This window comes from Pyrobaculum ferrireducens (assembly GCF_000234805.1).
Lineage (GTDB): Archaea > Thermoproteota > Thermoprotei > Thermoproteales > Thermoproteaceae > Pyrobaculum > Pyrobaculum ferrireducens.
The window spans coordinates 82,859-101,837 of record NC_016645.1 but is presented as its reverse complement, the minus strand read 5'-3'; the positions used below and the strand labels follow the sequence as shown (position 1 = coordinate 101,837).

The window sequence follows — 18,979 nt, the reverse complement described above, 5'->3', positions numbered from 1 at the left end:
ACGCCGCTGCCCTCTTCACAGCCTAACATTCAGCCCCAGCGCCCTAGCCCTATTCACAAGACGGAGAACCTCCTGCCAAGATCGGGTTTTATATATGTAAAACCGGCCAGCCGGCTCCGCCTCGACGCCCAGCACCTGCCTAGCGTAGAGCCCCAGCACCACCACGTAGTACCCATCCGGCGTCTTCCTCCTAGAAGTCCACACGGCGTCCACAGGCGGCCGCGCCACGTGATTTATGACATGCTGGTGATCTATATAAAAATCGCGGCCGCCACAGCAGTAGCTGTGTATCACCCCCAGGAACCTGAATACATCTCCAGCGACTAGAAGCGCCGATGCCGCGGCTCCACCCCACCCCGCACCCAGCCGCCTCCGATCCCGCCAGCGAGGTCTACGCCTCTCTCCACAGCCCGGGCCGCCTGAGGGGGAGACATGGTGTAATTGCAATCTTTCGATTAATTCGATTTTTTATAAAAGTAAAAATAAATAGCGGAAGTTATTACCCACATGAATCGGCTAGGGTGGATAGCTGTGGGCTTCGCGCTGGCTTTAGTTACGTTGCTGTCATTCACAACGGCGAATCGGGGAGGCGCCGTCTACGACAAGTTCGGCGTCAAAGTGACGGTGCAACAGTCAAGAGAAGGCGCCGAGGAAATCCAGATAGTCTTAAAGCATAGAGGAGGGAGTCTTGAACACGCCGCGTTTATATACGCCCCGGGCGAGGGTGGGTGGCTCTATCTCGGCAACGGATCCCACAGGAGGGCGGTGCCGCTCGGCAGGTTCGCGGCTGAGGGGGAGAGGCTAATCAACCGGCTGGGGTACAGGGGCGTGAGGGGGGTCAAGGTGGAGCTAGGCCTGCTGGTTTTTGCCCAGGTTTTTAACGTGACGGAGAGAGGCGGCAAGAAAATTCTAGAGATCTACACAGACATATTCGCCGTCCCTCTCAACCCCTCTGAAGTTAGAGGAAGGCGCGTGGTGGTTGAGCGGGAGTTCATGCCCGTCTACAAGATAGAACAACCGCTAGATGAGGACGCCTCCCAGCAGATGGGCGCGTGGACCGGGGGGCCGGGGACGCCGCCCATAGGCGCGAGCCCGTGCTACGACCCGCGCAACCCCAAGCAGTTTGAGTACTGCTACTCGGGAAGCGCCTACACTTATTGCTACTACTGGGCCCAGGCCTCCTCCACATTTGCAGACACCGTAATAGCCCCACTAGCCACAGTATACCTAGACAGCTACGCCGGGCCGAAGATTCAGAGAATGCAAACCGATGTGTGGATATACCTAAGTAGCTCCACAACAACATCTCTCAGTTTCGACATATCTATGGAGGTGCGCGGCTTGAAGCTACCGCGCTTGAGGCTGTCGCTAGCTACTGGAATAAGCTTTACACTCAGCGATATTTCCCAACGCATAGATTTTATAGATGTGTCAGGATTTGTATATAACTCTAGGTACGACTCTACACCGGCCCGGCTCTGGGATTACTTAAGAGGGAGATACGGTCCCGTTTATCCGGGCGACAGCATACACGACGACGGAGTTGTATATATCGGGATTCTGGGCGAGTTGAGGTATACCAAGTGGGTCTATGTGTATAACCGCTTCTCCCCGCCTAATTACTGCGAAGTGCAGAACCTAGACTACGCCGACGGTATTGCGTTCTATCCGTGGGGCGATCCCAGCTACAACGGCGCCTTCTACCCGTACCTGGTGATAGACGACGCGCCGTTTGCATTGAAGGAAACAAAGGCGCTGAGCGCCGCCATGTCGGCCCCAAACGTAATCATGGACATCACTAACTCAGCGTACTGGTAGAGACTACTCAATAAGGCAACACGAAGTCATTGAAAAAGCAAGTACCCTAGACATATCTCTCACCTCAATCCCCCTGGCCTACGCGGCTACTAGTAGCGGATCCGTCAGCGAGAGCCTTGACTATGGACTGCCAATAAACGTAAGGCTGTCTAGTAGCGCGAAGTCGACTAGCGTCACCTACATTCAATTCACCTTGACAGGCTATAAGGACGGCTTGAGCTGGGGTGGTAACGCCTTATCTATTGGCAACATTAAGGCCTATCTAGATCCGTACGGCAACACGATCTTAACAAATCAGCGGCTAGCTGTCCAGCTTATTAAACCGACTGTAAGCGGATAGCGGCAAGCTCTCTTTTCCTTCCCTTCCGCCTATTGTCTGGAAGTCTTGCCCGCCCGAGTGCCTATAACTTCGCGCAGGTGGCCAATAGCGGTGACCACCCGCAGTTTTCAAGGGCGTTGAAGATGACGTGAGAATATATGGTAGCTTTGCTAGTCGTGGCCGTGCACTTCTCTATATACAATGCAAAACCTCTACTTTAAGTAGATTAAGTTTTTAAGTAGAGAGAGGTGGTGTTGCCATGCTGGCGATCCACCTGTTAATAACGCTGGCGGCTGTGGCGCAGATGATGTCGCCAAGCGTAGCGGTAAATACCTGTAGCTTCAACGACGTTGTCTACGTAGTGTCTGGGCAATATACTTGGAAGAGCTACCATTTGCCATCTGCCACAGACGTGTGGATGGGAGACGCGGTAACCAACGTGCCCGAGGTCTACTATACATACTACTGGGACAGCAATTCGAAAACTTTAACAGCCATCTTTTTCGATCTCGGGCCTGAAAGCGGCTACGTTACCTACAAGGTGTACTTCACAACGCAAGGCGCCTGCCCTACAGAACCTCCAAAAGGTACAGAAATAGTGCTAAAGGCGTATCGGCCCAAGGTTGTTGATAAAGTTGAGCCCGTGAGCACCAAGCCGCGGTCTATCACAGCAGTTGAGAGAATTCTACCGGCATATAAAGCACAGATGAAACAAACAAAATAATATTTTTAATTTTATAATTTTTTATGAATATTCATAGTGATTTTTACCTGAGTTATTGATAATGTGGAATATAAGCTTATCCTTGGTTCTCGAGATATCGATAGGTTGGCGGATCGGCTAAAACGCGCTTGGCGGAGATCGTCATGAAAATTGTAGATTATGGGGCGGCGTGTGAATAGCCGTGACTTGTGGTTATAACGAGGCAGAGACTGTATCCCACTCCGAAGATTTCTTCTACAGTTTATAATGCGGCGCGGCGCCGCTCTAGGCGGGTCTCTTTTGTGGTGCTCTCCATGCGCGTGTTTTAACTTGTAGTTTCATGTACTCCACGATACCGCCCCAATCGCCGAATTCCATCTACTTTAAGTAGATCAACTTTTTATCAGAATGATGTTATTGAGTCGTGAGGTTGTTCATCATATTAATAGTAAGCGTTGTCGTTCTTGTCTTTGTTGCATATTCGCTAGTAGACAGGTACTATGGCATATGCGTCTCCCACGGATCCAGCTACGACTGCGTTATCTACAAGGGGTTTAGCGAAGTGGGCAGATTTACCCTCTTCCAAAACGGCACGATGGATCTAAGATGGGGCACGATATCGGCACGCGCCCCCTTGAGGTGTGTAAGCAACTGCACGCCCGGGAGCCTAACCGCCATCGGTGTGAGGGGCATGTATGTCGTTAAGGGCGGAGAGGCCATCAGCGTCGTCTTCTACCACCTAAACGCCTACCTCGGCTACGTCTTGGCGGTGCCCATAGCCCTGTACGCATACGCCCTGGCCCTAATCGCAAGCGGCACCCTCGAAAAAATCTACCGCGGCCTCAAGACCGCAGTCGTAGCCGGAGTTGCGGCCACCGCGATCTCCCTACCCACTGCGCCGCTGGAGCCCATCTCGGCGGCGGCGCTGTCCGCATGCGGCCTATCCACCGCGGCCCTGGGGCTACACGCCATTAGACGGGTGAGGCGATGGGTAACGTCGATGTTGACGTAGTCGTCAGGCTACTATCCCTCCTCCTAGAGAGGCCCATGAGGAAAACCGAGCTGTGGAGACTCAGCAAGCTGAACTACTACAGCTTCGAGAAATACCTCCAGCTGTTAAAAGAGAAGGGACTCGTAGCTGAGAGAGACGGATTTTACCACCTAACTGAGAAGGGGACGAGGGAGACTTTGGCGATTTTAGAATGGTTACGTAGAGTCCTTTACTTCTGACTCCTCTTCCCGCTGAGGGGGCGAGGCTTCCTGGATGGCTTATTGGCGCCCTCTTCTGGCTGTGGAGTTGGCCCAGCTGACACGTCAGATCTCTCCGCTTGAAGCGCCGGACAGATCCACTCTCTAACAGCTTCTCGTCTCGTGTCAAGAGTCTATTTCACTACACTGTGACTCAGCTTTTCAAATGTTTTTCTCAGCAACAAACTATCGCGTCGCCAGAGACATAGGGATTGTGGCAACTAGAAACACCTCCCTTGCCCCAAAGTGTGAAGTTGTTAATCGTCTTGTCAAGAGAATTCTCGCCGGGGGGATTAAGCCCTAGCTTCTGACGTCTAGTCCTAACTCCCGCGCTTTGTTAACTAAGCGGAGGATTTCTTGCCACGACTTGGTCTTGTATATGTAAAACCGGCCTGCTGGCTCTGCATCTACTCCCAATATCTCCTTAGCGTATAGGCCCAGCACCACTACGTAGTAGCCGTCGGGGGTTTTTCTCCTCGATGTCCAGACGGCTTTTATAGGCGGCCGCATGTCCTCTATAGAGGCCGGGGTTTAAGTTGCCTCTGCGCAGAGTTTTATCCTACTGCCGCTCTCCAAGACGTCGAAAATCTCCTGTAGTGTGTAGGAGTTAGCTGTTCTTTTCCTGAACCCCCTGGCCACTACTATATAGACGTCGCCCTCGGCCTTTCTAACGAGATTTCTCATTACAGTTTCTGCGTCGACGTCCTCCGACCACTTCACTTCTCCATATATTCTACAGCCGTGGGCTTCCCCCGCCAAGTCGATGTCGACATTGCCTTTTACATACTTCCCTAGCCTCACGCCGAATATAGACGGCGAGTAGCGCCTTATAAATTCTTCAAACATTTCGCCGAAGTACTGGGAGAGGGCTTCTCCGTCTTGGAGAGGCCTCACGTCGCCTTGCTCCAACGCGGAGAGGTTGGGGTAGACGAAGCGGAACCAAAACTGGAAGAGGTTGTCTGAGATGTAGTAGAGACCTCTCTTCTTGCCCACGGGCACCTCTCTGCGCACAATTTCGAGGTGTTGCAGTACCCACAGATACTTAGACGCCTTGCTCCTGTCCAGCCCCGCCCAGTCGGCTATTTCCCCCAGGGCGTGTCTCCCGCCGGCAATTGCCTCGAGTATAGACACGTACACCCGGGGCTCTCTCAACTCCTCTCTTAACAAAAACATCGGCTCCTCGTAGAGGGGGCCGCCCTTCCTGAAGAGACGCAGTAAGTTCTCCTCAAAGCCCCTATTGGCGTCGAAAAGAGAGAGGTAGTACGGCACGCCTCCCACCACAGCCCACGCCTTAAATACGTCGACGGAGTTCCAGCCGGGGAGAAACTCGCGTATCCTCCCCGGGGGTAGCTCCCCCATTTTCCAACTCCCAGTGCGCCGGCCGTATAGAGGCGACTTACGCGACAAAACCCTCTCTTCGATCATCCCCACGCTAGACCCCACCAATATTAAGAAGATTTTTGTCCTAGACAGCGAGAGGTCCCAAGCCCTCTGCAACACAGAGGGGATAGAGGGGTCCAGCTCCACGAGGTATTGAAACTCGTCTAGCGCCAGCACCACTCTCTCCTCCGCAGACACGCGGGCGAGGACGTCTAAAAAGACGTCAAATCTCGGCTCCAGATGGCGTAGATACTCCAGCCTTGTGAGCTCCGCCAACTTGTCCAAAAGCTCCCGTACGTTTTTCTCAATAGAGTCGTAGGTACACATGTGGTAAATCCCCCTCTTCCCTCTCAAAAACCACACCACCAGCGCCGTCTTCCCTATCCTCCTCCTGCCGTACAAGACGAGCATCTGAGCCGCAGGCGACTTGTAAGCCTCCTCCAACCACTGCAACTCAGCCTCTCTATCGATAAATTTTGACTCCACAAGTATTATACTCAAGAGGTAAATAAATATTAAGGCGCCGGGAAGAAGAATCTCCATCCGGTAACCCGCGCCGCATATCAATACTTTGCACTAACTATATTCTATAATTCAAATTTCTATAAGTCTTACTAATCTACTATTGTAAATAGAATAGTAACTGCTTTCTTCATTTAAATATTTTTTAAATATTATAGCTCGTGGACAAGTTTTAGTTAGCTTAAACATCCTATACAAACCTTGTTTTACACCTGCCGATTTAAATTTCGCAGTGTTAGCTTGTGCCAGCTAACACTGCGGCTGGCACACGCCGTGTTTCCCCTGTTAACTGTGTTAATAGCGTGGGTGTTCGTATCGACAATATTTAAAAAGTACAACGGTAGTAGGGTTATGTTGCTACAGTTTGGGATTAACTGGGACAAACTAGTGAGCGACTTGATAAACTACAGCATAGAGGGCGCAGTCGCCATCTTGATTATCCTCATTGCGTGGGTGGTGGGCTCCGTGGTGGGGAGGGCTGTGAATAGGCTGGTGGAGAGGACTGGTTTAGAGAAGGCTTTTGATAAGACTGACGTTGGTAAGGCTTTTAGGGCGGCGGGGATAGACCTATCCAACCTCATAGGGATGCTCGTGACGGCCTTTATAGTTGTGATCGGCGTGGTCATCGCCATTGGCTACCTGCGGATAGGGGGAGAGGCCGGGGCTCTGCTGGCCCAGGTGGCGCAGTACCTGCCCCGCCTCATCGGCGGCATTATACTGCTCACAGTTGGTGTAATTCTGGTGGCGCTTCTAACCGACTACATCGGCAAGCTCATGACGGGCTTGTTCCCTAAGCAGTTTGTGGAGATCGGCGAGATGCTGAGAAACCTTCTGCTTATCGGGCTGATCGCGTTGATCGTGTCGGTGGCGCTTGACCTAATGCTCTTCACCGGGCCACTCGTATATCCGCTTATCTTAGGCACAGTCATCATCGGCGCCGGCATCTTCATCGGCCACACCATCGTGCGGAACATCGTAGAGGACCACGGCGAGTTCGCAAGCGTGGCTCCCTACGCCAAGTTCCTCCTGTACCTCATATTCCTGATGGTTGGCCTCGGCGCGATCTTCGCCAACTTCCCCAACACGGCGCACGTGGTGCAGAACGTGGCTTGGGGCGTCGCGATAGCGGCCGGCATAATGCTGGCCCCCATTATCTACACACTTGCAAAGAAAATGATCAAAGAAGAGATAAAGGAGTAATCCCCTCCTCTTTTTCCCCTCTCCAGGGTGGTACTCCCTCCTCCTCGCCATTCATCCAACTCGTGTACATACCCGCCTTATTTGGCACACGGCTCCTGTTGATATGTCTAAGGCTTACGGTCATGTCTGTTGCTAGTGCGCGGCTGGTGCACAAGCTGGTAGCGGGGCCTGGCTTTTCCCTCCGCCGTCTGTGTCGTAATCTTTATATAGTTTTATATACTGTGGGATCATGCATATTGAGGTTAGGGATCCCTCGCTGGTGGAGCGTCTTAGGAGACTTCTACCGAGGCCGGACGCCCCTTTTGACGACGTCATTATCAAGCTCCTGGAGCAGCCGTGTAAGCTGAGGATTAGGGAGATTGTGGAGGAGGTATTAGCTACGCTTGACCTGGAAGGGCGGGTTGTAAAAATTGTGGAGGAGGCGGTGGCGCGGAGCGTGGGCGACGTTGAGAGGAGGGTGGCGCGCGCTGTGGAGAGGGCGTTGAGGGATGTGGTGCGTCAGTTGCAGGAGAGGGGCTTGGAGGTGGGGGGCGGCTGGGAGGCGGTGGTTCGGGAGGCCGGCAAGAGGCCGGATGGCTGTCTGACCTTTGCCGAGATTAGGAGGTACTACGGTAAGAATCTCAACAGCGTCATGCTTAGGAAGAGGGGGTTCGTGCAGAGGGAGAGGGGGCTTTGGTGTCTACCTAAGAGCTAGCACGCGCCTCACCGCGTCTGGTAGCTCCTTTAGGTTTTTCACCACATGGTCTGGGCGGACCGCGTCTATAGATATGGCGAGGCGTCGGGAGTGCTCCGCGGCTTCTCTCTCCCAGTCGCCGTAGAATATGGCGAGTAGGCCGAAGCGTTTTGGGAAGTAGACGTCGAAGATCGGGTTGTCCCCCACCATTAGGTCGGCGTCTTGGAAGTACTGGGGGCAAGTCTTGGGGCATCTATAGGCGTCGGAGGTCCTCACTCCGTCGACTATCTCGTCGAGGCCTAGGCGCCGGATTACGGGTAGCTGGTAGGAGGCGTGGCCGTTGGTGGCTATCTCGACGCGGTGCCCCATGGCCCTCAGCTCCCGCAGAGCCTCCAGGGCGCCGTCGGTTGGGCGGAAGCGCGGTAGGTGCTTGTCTAGCACCTCCAGGACGCTTGGCGCCCTCCCGGCCCCCAGCTCCTCCGCCACGGCGTCGAAGAGCTGTTGCCAGTCGAATGCCCGCCAGTCTAGCCTCCTCATGAGGATGAGGTTCTTCTCCCTGGCCCTTCTCCACACCTCGTCGGGCGGGGCGCCGGCCCTCTCGGCTATCGCCTTGCAGATCTCGGCGAAGACTGGGTTCCAAGCGTCGAGGGGTAGCAACGTCCCGTCTAGGTCTACTAGAATAGTCGCCATAGCCCCTCGGCGACTAGAGCCACCAGCGTCGTCCCGAAGGCGGCGAGTGTGCCGTTGCGGAACCTCCGCCAACGCCCTCTCGCGGCTTCGATGGAGAGGTATAGCAACATGGCGCTTGTGGCCGCGGCGCCAGCCGCGAGTAGGTACAGCCCGGCGGAGAGGGAGGCGTACGCCAGCCACAGGCCGAGGGCCGTGGAGGTTGCGGTGGTCCAGGCCCCCAGCGCCGCGGTCTTCTCCGGGCCTATGCGGGCCGCCAGGGTGGTGACGCCGGCTTTTAAATCCCCCTCGTAGTCCATGGCCGTCTTCACAAACTCCCGGCCGAGGTTCGCCACTAGGGACGAGGCGAAGAGGAGGTTGAGGACAGCCGATGCGGCGCCTGCCGCGGCCATGCCGTATATGTAGGTCATGGATGTGAGGAAGGCGACTACTAGGTTGCCGGCGAGGGGTACCCGCTTGAGTCTGGAGTTGTACAACACGCCGAAGACCGCGGCCGCCGTGTATATGGCCAGGGGGGCCGGGCCCAGTATAGCCGCCAGAGCGGCGCCGAGGGCCAGCGACCCGTACGCGACGAGGCGCGCCGCCTCTACGCTGACGTCTCCCTTCACAAGCGGCGCATCTGGCCTGTTAACACGGTCCTCCTCTAGGTTCGCCAGGTCGTTGTGGGCGAAGAGGCCGGCTTCGGCTAGGAAGGTGGAGGCGGCCAGCAACGCCATGGCCGAGGGGTCTCTCCCGCCCGCCACGGCGTAGGAGGCGGTGGACGCCAGGGCTGCCAGGACTCCGTGTTCGCCTCTTATGAGTCTCCAGAGCGACACGGCTTCTCGTTCGTCTGGAGATTAAAGTTATTTACGCCGTGGGCTGTAGGCATCAATTTTATAAATGTCTTTTTCATGGGGGCCGTGCCTCGGCATCAGAACTTCTCGCTTGGCGACGAGGAGGTTGTTAGGCTGGTGTTTAGGGAGTACGGGGTTAAGATTACGGCGGAGCAGATAGCGAGGGCGTATGCCCCGGAACAGAGGATGTCGTGGAAGAAGAGTGTGGAGGTGGCGAGGTTTATAAAGGGCATGACGCTGAGGCAGGCGAGGGCTTGGCTGGAGGACGTGGTGAGGCTCAAGCGCCCGGTGCCGATTAGGACTTTTAAGAAGAAGCAGGCTCACCACGCGGCTCCCTGGGAGGGGTGGCCGGTGGCGAAGTGGCCTGTTAAGGTGGCGAGGCACTACCTCAAGCTGTTGGAAAATCTCGAGAACAATGCCAAGTTCAGGGGGCTAGACGTGGAGCGGGTGGTGATTGTCCACGCCGCGGCTCACAAGGGGATTAGAATCCCCAACATCATGCCGCGGGCCTTCGGCAGAGCCACGCGTTTCGACGAGCAGACGGTGAACATCGAGCTGGTGGCCGCGGAGTTGCCCAGAGAGGTGGTGCCTAAGCACTACAAGCTTAACCTAGTTAAAAAGTAAAATCGACACTACAGTTAGCACGACTCTACGGCTTTTAATAGTGTTATTTACTGAACCACGGGTGGTTGTAGAAGGTCAGCAAGGGGTGAATCGGTCACCTGTCTCCCTAAAGGAATTTCCATCACCGCTTGTTGTATTGCGTTGAGGTTTTAATTTTTTGCGTGTGCGTCCCATGTAGGTGGACGCCGGCTCAAGGCGCACGGTGGCGTTTGGCGCGCCACCTGTGAGTGGCATCTGCCTTTCTTCTCTTGTCCGGCCTGCCAGAGGTGCTGTGGGCGAAAAAGTTTAAATATGGCGTGATGTGTGGGTGCGATGTCTGCCCAGCAGAGGAGGTTGCCTGTCTACAAGAAGATTCTTGAGGAGAATAAGAAGAAGTGGATGATTAAGGAGTTTCTGGAGTATAGGCTTAGCAGGTACGGCTATATCGATTCTGAGATTTTGAAGACGCCGCTGGGGACTCGTATAGTGATATACGCGGAGAGGCCTTCTAGAATTATTGGGAGGAAGGGGGCTATCGTCAAGGAGATTAGTAACATACTTACGACGAAGCTCGGCGTCGAGAATCCGCAGATTGACGTGATAGATGTGTCTAAGATCGAGGCGCCTGAGATGTTCCCCAAGGTCGTGGCGTACCGCATTGCCAACGCCATGGCTAAAGGCGTGAGGTTTAGGAGGGTTATGTTTGTGGCTATTAGACAGCTCATGGAGGCGGGGGCCAAGGGCTTCGAGATTGTGGTAAGCGGCAAGCTCTCCACCGAGAGGGCGCGGTTTGAGAAGCAGACCTACGGCAAGCTGTACAAAATCGGCTACGACGCGAGGAACAGGGTTAGGAGAGCGGTGATCCACATATTGCTCAAGCCCGGCATCTACGGGATTGAGGTTAGGATTGCGCCAGCCACGCTCCAGTACTCCGACGAGTATAAAATTAAGCCGCCGATCAGACCCGAGGCGGCTCAGCAACAGGCCTAGCCCGGGTTTAAAACTTTTAAACCTCCACGAACCGCGCCTCTATGTCGTCTGAGAAGAAGCTTAAGCCCAGCGTGCTTAGGGAGATGAAGCCCGAGGAGCGGAGGGAGCTTCTCAACCAGCTCAGGGCTGAGCTGGTGAGGCTGGAGACGCAACGGGCCCGGGGCTTCGTGGAGAAGCCTGGAAGGATTAGACAGGTTCGGCGGGCTATTGCGAGGATTTTGACTATTGAGAGGGAGTTGAGGAAGTAGTGCCTGCTCGTTGCGTGGATTTGCTGGGGAGGGAGGTCGCCACCTACAAGTGTCCCTATCGGGTTAGGGGGGTGGTTGTCGGCGAGACCTACAACACGTTCCTCGTCTTCGCCCGCGGCCGTGTGGTCACCGTTCCGAAGGCTCTCTGCCACTTTTTTGTCTATGGGGATAATGTCTTGGTAAACGGGATGTATCTAGTCGGCTACCGCGACAAGAGGCTTTTCGACTGCGGGCTCCGCTAGCTCCTCAGCTTTTCCAGGAGCTGTAGAAGGGCGTGGTGGTCCCCGGGCGCGGATAGAACTACACCCGGTGCCGCCTCTTGTAGCTGGTGTATAAGCCCCAGGGCCTCCCCCGGCGTGACTGCCGTCTGTCCCAGCTTCTCTAAAATGGAAGCGTTTCTGCCTGTCTTGACGAGTATGTAGGGGTACACGACCGGCGGGAGGCCTTGTAGTTGCTTTGGCTCTGTGAAGTGTAGGGCTAGGTAGAAGTCAGCCCCTATCTCCAGCCTCTTTGCGTAGTCCCTCCTGAGGCTTAGAAGGGCTCCTGTCTTGAAGCCCATACTCTTCGCGGCGGCTACGGCCTCCTCTGTTGTTATTTCTCCCACTGGCTTGCCCTCGGCGGGGGGATCGCCTTGTAGCACCACGACGTATCTAATATCTAAGATGTGGGCCCCGCCTAGGAGGGATTTGAAGGCCGTCTTGTTTAGGTCTACCAGCCTGATGTGGACGATGGGCTCCAGCCCGAGCTGTTTGGCCAAGACTCCGACGGCTAGGGAGTGGGCTGTGGGCTTCCCCCCGGGGGCCTCTGGTATGTCCACCTTCTCCACATACCGCCTGACGGCCTCTAGCCTCCCTACCAACTTGGCCTTGTTGAGGGACGGGGTTATTTCGGCGATTATCTCCATTTACGGCAACCTCAGCGGAAGGAATAGGCGGCCTCTGCCCTCGTAGAACTTGGAGAGGGTTTCGTAGAAGGAGAGACGTAGCGATTGCACAAGGGAGAACAAGCCCTCCGCCGTGGCTATCAGCGAGTGGCCGAATATGGCGAAGGCTACCCCGGCGGGGCCTAGGGAGAGGGCCACGCCGTTGACTAGCTTGGTCAAGACTCCGTGAATGAGGACGAGAATTACGAGGCGGGCGAAGCTGGGTATGTTTGCCAGAGCTCCGAGGGACCCCTCGACGAAGCCGAGTATAAGCTCCTCGGTGATGGGCGGCGCCTCCTCGTGGTGTCTGTACTTCGCCCTTAGCGCCAGGGCTCCTGCAAAGCTCCAGAGGAGGGCTATTAGGAAGACGTAGATCCAGGGGAGTTGCAGTATTGGCGACATGAACTCTAGATGCAGAGCCTCCTTCACCAGCGAGAAGAAGACCATGGCGAGGGAGAAGAAGAGCACCACCTGTGGCAGTATTAATCCAAGAGCCACGTCGGGCTCTCCCTTCAGCCAGGTGTTGACGAACTTGGCAAGGAACGACAGCAGTATCAAGAAGAAGCCTAGGATGAAGGCGGCTCTAATCGCCATGATCACGCCTTCTGTAGCCACTAGCTGGTGTTCTCCAAACAGATGGAAGAGGGGGGCGCCTGGCACCTCTATGCCGAAGGCGCTTAGGGGGAAGCCGAAGGCCTCTTGGTACACGAACGCGCCGAAGAACATGGCGGTTAGGCCTGTCACCGCCCATATGACGCCCCAGTCTCTGTGGCGGCCTCCGTAGAGCTTAGTCATTAGTAGCACGCCTAGCAAGAACAGCAGGAAGCCGTGGCCTAGGTCGCCGTACATCCAGCCGAAGAACAGCGGGAACATCAGCGCCACGAGGGGCACGGGGCTGATCTCGTAGGGCCTGGGCACCCCGTACATGTATACAATATGGGTAAACTGCCTAATAGGCGCCGGGTACCTCTCCAGGGTGGGCCTTCTCTCCATGGGGACGCTGTCGAAGTACCTGTAGCGTGTTCTCCTGAGTATGTCTAACTTCGCCGAGTTCCGCCTCGCGAATTCAGAAAGGGCGTCGTCGATCTTCTTCACGTCTCTCTCCAAGACGTAGAAGACTAGAGTGGCGACGTCTCTATGCTCCTCCCACCTCCTGTCGCCGTAGAGGGAGAACTCGCCATATTGTTTTTCCAAAACCTCCAAGTCTCTTTTCAGCTTCCTCAGCGCCGCCTCGGCGGAGGCGATGGCGCCCTCCACAAGCTGCCTGCCCGTCTTTATATCTGCGAGGTACTCGGGCGGCACTTCGAGGCCCCTGGCCTCGCCCCTCACGAGGGCCACCTTGACTCCGTTTATCTCCTGGAGCACATGCGGCGCCTCTATGGGCAGTTCGGGATCTACATACAGCTTGAACCCCTCAGGCAGTTTTAGGCTCTCCCTCCCCGAGAGCCCCTCCAGCACCTGTTTAATCCTTCTGAGATCCGCCAGCTGTTTCTCAGTTCTCCTAATCTCGTTTTCATATGACTCGAAGAGGTGGCCGACTTCGGCCCCTTCGTCTATCGCGGATTTGTTGAAGACGTCTATGACGGAGGACGCGGCGTTCCTGAGAGTGTATGCGTAGTTTATCAAGTCGCTGTGCCGCCGCACCGTGGATTTAAGCTCCTCTTCAACTCTCCTCAACCTCTCCTCCACGACGTCGGGCGGCTCGATCTCAGCTACCTCCTGCAACGTGAGGACCCTGGCGCCGAGCTTCTCCAAGGCGGCCCTCAGCTGCGGGGCCCTCCCCCGCTCCGCCACCACCAGGAGGGCGTTGCCCCGTTGCGCCACCGTGGCGTTGGCGGCCTTAACCAGCTCCACCGCCTCCTTCAACGCCCTGCCTGGGATGGCCACGAAGGCGTCCAGCATCTCAGTCCTCGGCTGTTGCTGAGTCTTTACAGTAGCTACCTCACGCGAGGTGGAGAGCTTGCTTCTTAGCTCGTCGAGTAGGCGTGTGTAGTACGCCACCTCCTTCTGCACGGCGCCCAGCTTCTCCAGCACCGAGTCCACTTGGGACTCAAGCGGCTCGAGTGGGAGGCTGACTTGCTGCGGCTGGAAGTAGATCTGTAGCTGGTTGAGAAACTCGTCGATTTTCTTGACTTTGTGAAATAGAGCGGGGTCGCGAGGTCTGGGAAGTTTTTCCGGCCTCTCCTCAAACATGGCGGCGCCTGTTTTCCCCACATAGAAAATCAACTCAGGTAGGAGGTCTACATTGGCGGCTACTCTGAACTCCACGACGCGTTCAAGAGGCACAGATCCGCAGAATTAACTCGTTTTTAAATACATGCCGTATACGTGTTGATTACATATACAGTGCCAATAAAGCTTTTAAACCGCCCCAATAGGGAAGCTATGCAACTGACCGACACCCACGTCGCTGTACTCGGCATTTTTATAGGTCTTGCAGGAATAGCATACGCTGTTTTCCTGGCCAGGTGGGTACTGAAGCAGGATCCAGGTAATGAAAAAATGCGTTTTATCTCCCAAGCCATCGCCACGGGCGCCAAGGCGTATCTCTTCAGGCAGTACAGGACATTGGCGATTCTGCTGGTGGTGTTAGCCGTACTAATCTTTGCTATTATCGACAGAGGACGCGGCACCTTTGGCCTAACCACGTTGGGATTTGTGGTGGGGGCTCTGGGCTCCATGCTGGCGGGCTTTCTGGGGATGTACGTCACGACTAGGTCGGCTTCCCGCGTGGCCCAGGCCGCGGCTACGGGCGGCATGGGCAGGGCTTTGTTAGTGTCGTGGCGCGCTGGCGCGGTGATGGGGCTTTCGCTTGCCAGCATCGCGTTGCTTCTGATATCTGGATTCTACCTGGTTTTCAAGACTATTCTGAAGGAGGGCTGGGAGGTGCCTCTGGTGGCGCTGGGGTTCGGCGCCTCGCTGGTTACTCTGTTTATGAGAGTGGGCGGGGGGATTTACACAAAGGCGGCCGACTTGGGCGCAGATCTCGTCGGCAAGATCGAGGCGGGCATTCCTGAAGACGACCCCCGCAACCCCGGGGTTATTGCCGATAACGTGGGCGACAACGTAGGCGATGTGGCCGGCATGGCGGCGGACGTCTACGAGTCTTACATAGTTACGGTAACCGCGGCTCTGTTCCTAGCGGCGATACTGGGACTGCCGTCTCAATACTACAGCGCAATTATACTATTCGCCACCCTGGCGCTTGTGGCAACTTTCGCCGGTGTCAATCTGCTAAAGACGTCGGGGGTTAAGCACCCGCTCTCTTCGATAAACATGGCTGTATACGCCACCATCGGACTTTCAGTAGTGCTCTTCTTCCTAGGCGCCTTAGCACTAGGCCTCGATACGGCGAAGGCGCTGGCGCTGGCGGCGGCCACATCTCTGGGGGCTGTGCTGGCTCCGTTTATTGTCAAAATCACAGACTACTTCACTTCTTACAACTACGGGCCTGTTAGGAGGATAGCGGAGCAGGCCAAGATCAGCCCGGCCACCGTCATCGTGACGGGGTACGGCATCGGCCTCATGAGCGCTATACCCGTGATAGCGGTGATAGCCGCCGTGCTTGGGATATCCTACATGATTGGCTACTTCACAGTCCCTGTGCAGGGCTTCGGAGAGCTCTCTAAGTATCTGGCTGGCATATTCGGCACGGCCATGGCCAGCGTGGGGTTGCTAGTGATCGCCGGCATAATAATCACGGCGGACTCGTACGGCCCCGTCTCAGACAACGCCGGCGGTGTGGTGGAGATGGCTGGCTTGCCGGATGAGGTGAGGGAAATCACCGACGTGCTAGACTCGGTTGGCAACACGACCAAGGCCACTACGAAGGGGTACGCCATTGCCAGCGCCGCGCTGGCCGCCCTGGTCCTCTTCGTGGCTTTGATATTTGAAATAGTAGGTGCTGCATCGCAAATTACGAAGCAAAACCTGGTCCAGGTCATGTCGCAGAGCTTGACGGGGCTTTCTGTGATTAACGCCAATGTGTTGATAGGCTCCCTCATCGGCGTGGCGCTGGTCTACTTCTTCACGAGCAGGACGCTTGAGGCTGTGGGGAGGACCGCCATGGAGATCGTGGAGGAGATTAGGAGGCAGTTTAGAGAGAAGCCCGGCATTCTTGAGTGGAAGGAGCAGCCGGACTACGCCCGGGTGGTGGACATAGCGACGAGGAGGGCCTTGGGCGAGTTTTTGATACCGGGGCTGGCCGCCATAATAGTCCCGTTGCTGACCGGCTTGTTGCTGGGGTGGAACGCCCTGGCGGGTCTCATCATGGGCGCCATTGTGGCGGGTGTGCCCCGGGCTTTGCTGATGGCAAACGCAGGAGGCGCCTGGGACAACGCCAAGAAGTATATCGAAATCCAGGGCCTTAAGAAGACGGATATGCACAAGGCCGCTGTGATAGGCGACACCGTCGGCGATCCTTTCAAAGACACGTCTGGCCCCTCACTGAACCCGTTGATAAAGGTGTTGAACACGCTGTCTGTGGTGTTCGCCTATGCTATAGTATCTGCCAATTCTGCGCTGGGGATATTCCCATTCGGCTTGTTGCCGCTCTAACCTCTCAAGACTGGTTTTTCATCATTGTTTTTAACTGGACGTAGATATTTTTGTGGTGTTTCCTCCTGAGTCGGAGGAGGGCAATGTGGAGTATAAGCTTACTCTTGACTCTCAAGACGTCGACAGGTTGGCGGGTCAGCTGAAGCGCAGGTTGGCGGAGGGCGGGGGGGAGGCGGTGTATCTAATCGGCGTGTCTAACGACGGGAGGCCGCTGGGACTGCCCGATGAAGAGTTGCTGAGGGCGTTAGGCGTGTTGCGGGAGATGGCTAGGCGTGTAGGGGCCTCTTTCTACATTCTTAGAGTGTCGGATGGCATTAGGGGGAAGGTGGCCGAGGTTCTGCTTAGGATTGCCACTAGAGAGGAGCCTCCGCCTACCGTGACGGTGGTGGCTATGGGGAACGTGGACGCTGGTAAGTCCACTCTAGTGGGCGTGTTGACCACGGGCAGGCTTGACGACGGCAACGGGCTGGCGAGGTCTTACGCCTCTAGGTATAAGCACGAGGTTTTGGTGGGGCGTACCTCGGCTGTGTCGCTTAGGCTTCTTGGCTTCAGCGGCGACAAGGTGGTTAACCACGGGCTGGTGGATCCTCTAGACGAGGCCGAGGTCTACAGGAGGTCTGACAAGCTGGTTCTGCTCGTCGACGTGGGGGGCCACGAGAGGTATTTAAGGACGGCGTTGAGGGGGCTTTTCAGCTCCCAGCCGGACTACGTCATGCTGGTGGTAGCCGCAAACTCCGGCGTCCAGAAAATGACGAAGGAGCATCTAGGCATAGCGGTTGCCCTCGGCGTGCCCGTGTTTGTGGTGGTGACTAGGATAGACATCGCCCCGGAGGAGGTGTTTCGGAGGACCGTCGACGAAGTTGTTAAGATTCTTAAAATGCCCGGCGTGAGTAAAATACCCTATGTAGTTAAGGACGTGAGCGACGTGGTGCTGGCGGCCAAGGCCATGCCGGCCGGCCGGGTGGCGCCCGTGTTCTACGTCTCCAGCGTGACGGGACACGGGCTCGACCTACTGCTTAAATTCTTCTCCCTCCTGCCTAGGAGGAGGCGCTGGGACCTCAACGGGGAGCCCCTTATGTACGTCTCGGAGATTTATCTAGTGAAGGGCGTGGGGGTTGTGGTGGGGGGGCTGATAGAGAGGGGTGTACTGCATATGGGGGAAAGGATATGGGTGGGGCCCTACAGCGACGGCAGGTGGGCGCAGGCAACTGTCAAGTCTATACACCTCAACAGGACGCCTGTTGAGAAGGCCAGGGCAGGTAGCTTCGTCACCATAGCTCTGGATCGGGTTGATAAGATTGAGAAGGGGATGGCCATATCGACGAGGCCTTTAAAAGCCGTGAGGGAAATTACGGCTGAGGTCCTGGTTTTGAGACACCCGACGGTCATCAGGTCAGGATTCTCGGGCGTCTTTCACTACAAGGCTGTGAGGACCGGCGGATATATAAAGGAGATTGATAGGGGGGAGCTCATGGTGGGGGACAGCGGCGTCGTCAAGATAGAGCTGTCTAGGCCGTGGTATATAGACGGAGGGGTTTTCGTCTTCAGAAACGGCCCGACAAGGATATTCGGCCGCATCCTGGGGGTAGATGGAGCTCCTCTTGCCTAAGCCCATCTGTAGCTTAGTTAACTGCGACGATCTGGAGAAAGTTGACGTGGACACGGCGCTGGGCGAGCTCGGGAAGGAGCGGCCGATCTTTAAACTACTGCCAGAGGTATATGCGTATAGATACGACTTTAGGCACATATCCCCCTCAGTTATAAACGACTTCGAGTTTTGCCCGAGGTTTTTGTGGCTGCAGTACAAGCTAGGCCTTAAGCTCTTCACCAGAGACTCGGCGGTTTCCATAATCCGGGGAAAGCTGTTACACGAGAGGTACGAGAGAGCCGTCGCGGCGTTTGACAACGTTATTACAGAGTTTAAGTTAGAGATAGGAGAGTTGGTGGGGGTGGTGGATGTGGTGATTAAGAAGGGCAGGGAGTATATACCGGTGGAGGTCAAGTCTGGGCTGGCCAGCAGGGAGGCCCACAAGAGACAGCTCCAGATCTATATCTACATGTTGAAGTCCCGCCACGGATATCTCGTATATAGAAATAGGGTGGAGAGAGTGGAGAGAGACGACAGGGCGTTGGAGGTGTTGCGCCAGATTAAGTCCGTGCTTGAGATGGATAAGCCGCCTAAGGTGGAGTGCAGACGTTGTCCGTTCAAGCCGCTGTGTAGGAACATAACGTAGTTGTCGAAGTCAATATTTATTTATCGTCTTCTCCGCATTTTT

The 18,979-nt window shown here is 55.7% G+C and carries 20 protein-coding genes; 13 read left to right on the top strand and 7 right to left on the bottom strand.

Features of this window, described 5'->3' with window-relative positions; all coding sequences use genetic code 11:
* Window positions 1-15 precede the first annotated feature (15 nt).
* Window positions 16-228, bottom strand: a complete 213-nt coding sequence (locus tag P186_RS00510; RefSeq protein WP_148682553.1) for a hypothetical protein — start codon at window positions 226-228, stop codon at window positions 16-18.
* A 279-nt stretch (window positions 229-507) separates the two neighbouring features.
* Here P186_RS00510 and P186_RS00505 point away from each other — a divergent pair, with 279 nt between their 5' ends.
* From P186_RS00505 to P186_RS00490, 4 genes are all read left to right on the top strand, one after another.
* Window positions 508-1,818, top strand: a complete 1,311-nt coding sequence (locus tag P186_RS00505; RefSeq protein WP_148682552.1) for a hypothetical protein — start codon at window positions 508-510, stop codon at window positions 1,816-1,818.
* Between the two features lie 578 nt (window positions 1,819-2,396).
* The gene (locus P186_RS00500) at window positions 2,397-2,861 is read left to right on the top strand and encodes a hypothetical protein (protein WP_014287405.1); all 465 of its coding nucleotides are present in this window, start codon (window positions 2,397-2,399) and stop codon (window positions 2,859-2,861) included.
* A gap of 403 nt (window positions 2,862-3,264) precedes the next feature.
* Window positions 3,265-3,852: a hypothetical protein gene (locus tag P186_RS00495; protein ID WP_014287404.1), complete on the top strand. Its 588-nt coding sequence runs from the start codon at window positions 3,265-3,267 to the stop codon at window positions 3,850-3,852.
* Window positions 3,828-4,070, top strand: coding sequence for a winged helix-turn-helix domain-containing protein (locus P186_RS00490; protein ID WP_014287403.1), 243 nt, complete (start codon window positions 3,828-3,830; stop codon window positions 4,068-4,070). The genes P186_RS00495 and P186_RS00490 overlap by 25 nt, the downstream gene beginning before the upstream one ends.
* Before the next feature lie 318 nt (window positions 4,071-4,388).
* Here P186_RS00490 and P186_RS00485 read toward each other — a convergent pair whose 3' ends face one another.
* On the bottom strand, window positions 4,389-4,598 hold the full coding sequence (locus P186_RS00485) for a hypothetical protein (protein ID WP_014287401.1): 210 nt from the start codon (window positions 4,596-4,598) through the stop codon (window positions 4,389-4,391).
* 21 nt (window positions 4,599-4,619) lie between these two features.
* Window positions 4,620-5,954 (bottom strand): ATP-binding protein, encoded by a 1,335-nt coding sequence (locus tag P186_RS00480; protein WP_148682551.1) that lies wholly within the window; start codon window positions 5,952-5,954, stop codon window positions 4,620-4,622.
* A gap of 387 nt (window positions 5,955-6,341) precedes the next feature.
* Here P186_RS00480 and P186_RS00475 point away from each other — a divergent pair, with 387 nt between their 5' ends.
* Together P186_RS00475 and P186_RS00470 are read left to right on the top strand one after the other, a co-directional pair.
* Window positions 6,342-7,190 carry a mechanosensitive ion channel family protein gene (locus P186_RS00475; protein WP_148682550.1) on the top strand — a complete coding sequence of 283 codons (849 nt, stop codon included), beginning with the start codon at window positions 6,342-6,344 and terminating at the stop codon, window positions 7,188-7,190.
* A gap of 229 nt (window positions 7,191-7,419) precedes the next feature.
* The gene (locus P186_RS00470) at window positions 7,420-7,884 is read left to right on the top strand and encodes a hypothetical protein (RefSeq protein WP_014287397.1); all 465 of its coding nucleotides are present in this window, start codon (window positions 7,420-7,422) and stop codon (window positions 7,882-7,884) included.
* Here the strand turns inward: P186_RS00470 and P186_RS00465 are convergent.
* Together P186_RS00465 and P186_RS00460 are read right to left on the bottom strand one after the other, a co-directional pair.
* Window positions 7,870-8,553 (bottom strand): HAD family hydrolase, encoded by a 684-nt coding sequence (locus tag P186_RS00465; RefSeq protein WP_014287396.1) that lies wholly within the window; start codon window positions 8,551-8,553, stop codon window positions 7,870-7,872. The two genes, P186_RS00470 and P186_RS00465, sit on opposite strands and share 15 nt — an antisense overlap.
* The gene (locus P186_RS00460; protein WP_014287395.1) at window positions 8,538-9,365 is read right to left on the bottom strand and encodes a geranylgeranylglycerol-phosphate geranylgeranyltransferase; all 828 of its coding nucleotides are present in this window, start codon (window positions 9,363-9,365) and stop codon (window positions 8,538-8,540) included. The genes P186_RS00465 and P186_RS00460 overlap by 16 nt, the downstream gene beginning before the upstream one ends.
* 75 nt (window positions 9,366-9,440) lie before the next feature.
* On the opposite strand from P186_RS00460, the gene P186_RS00455 reads away from it, so the two are divergent.
* The 4 genes from P186_RS00455 to P186_RS00440 all read left to right on the top strand — a co-directional run bounded on the left by P186_RS00455 (window position 9,441) and on the right by P186_RS00440 (window position 11,466).
* Window positions 9,441-10,007, top strand: coding sequence for a 50S ribosomal protein L22 (locus tag P186_RS00455; protein ID WP_014287394.1), 567 nt, complete (start codon window positions 9,441-9,443; stop codon window positions 10,005-10,007).
* A gap of 312 nt (window positions 10,008-10,319) precedes the next feature.
* Window positions 10,320-10,976 carry a 30S ribosomal protein S3 gene (locus P186_RS00450; RefSeq protein ID WP_014287393.1) on the top strand — a complete coding sequence of 219 codons (657 nt, stop codon included), beginning with the start codon at window positions 10,320-10,322 and terminating at the stop codon, window positions 10,974-10,976.
* A gap of 41 nt (window positions 10,977-11,017) precedes the next feature.
* Window positions 11,018-11,224, top strand: coding sequence for a 50S ribosomal protein L29 (rpmC, locus tag P186_RS00445; RefSeq protein WP_014287392.1), 207 nt, complete (start codon window positions 11,018-11,020; stop codon window positions 11,222-11,224).
* Window positions 11,224-11,466 (top strand): ribonuclease P protein subunit, encoded by a 243-nt coding sequence (locus P186_RS00440; protein WP_148682548.1) that lies wholly within the window; start codon window positions 11,224-11,226, stop codon window positions 11,464-11,466. Before rpmC ends, P186_RS00440 begins: the two co-directional genes overlap by 1 nt.
* Here P186_RS00440 and P186_RS00435 read toward each other — a convergent pair.
* Entirely contained in the window at window positions 11,463-12,128 is a 666-nt protein-coding gene (locus P186_RS00435; protein WP_014287390.1) for a methylenetetrahydrofolate reductase, read from the bottom strand. The genes P186_RS00440 and P186_RS00435 overlap by 4 nt on opposite strands.
* Entirely contained in the window at window positions 12,129-14,432 is a 2,304-nt protein-coding gene (locus P186_RS00430; RefSeq protein ID WP_014287389.1) for a V-type ATPase 116kDa subunit family protein, read from the bottom strand.
* A 99-nt stretch (window positions 14,433-14,531) separates the two neighbouring features.
* Here P186_RS00430 and P186_RS00425 point away from each other — a divergent pair, with 99 nt between their 5' ends.
* The 3 genes from P186_RS00425 to cas4 are packed head-to-tail and all read left to right on the top strand — an operon-like array spanning window position 14,532 to window position 18,937.
* Complete coding sequence (locus P186_RS00425; RefSeq protein WP_148682547.1) at window positions 14,532-16,703, top strand: sodium-translocating pyrophosphatase; 2,172 nt, start codon at window positions 14,532-14,534, stop codon at window positions 16,701-16,703.
* A gap of 55 nt (window positions 16,704-16,758) precedes the next feature.
* Window positions 16,759-18,312 carry a GTP-binding protein gene (locus P186_RS00420; protein WP_148682546.1) on the top strand — a complete coding sequence of 518 codons (1,554 nt, stop codon included), beginning with the start codon at window positions 16,759-16,761 and terminating at the stop codon, window positions 18,310-18,312.
* Window positions 18,293-18,937: a CRISPR-associated protein Cas4 gene (gene cas4, locus P186_RS00415; RefSeq protein ID WP_014287386.1), complete on the top strand. Its 645-nt coding sequence runs from the start codon at window positions 18,293-18,295 to the stop codon at window positions 18,935-18,937. Before P186_RS00420 ends, cas4 begins: the two co-directional genes overlap by 20 nt.
* Window positions 18,938-18,979: the final 42 nt, after the last annotated feature.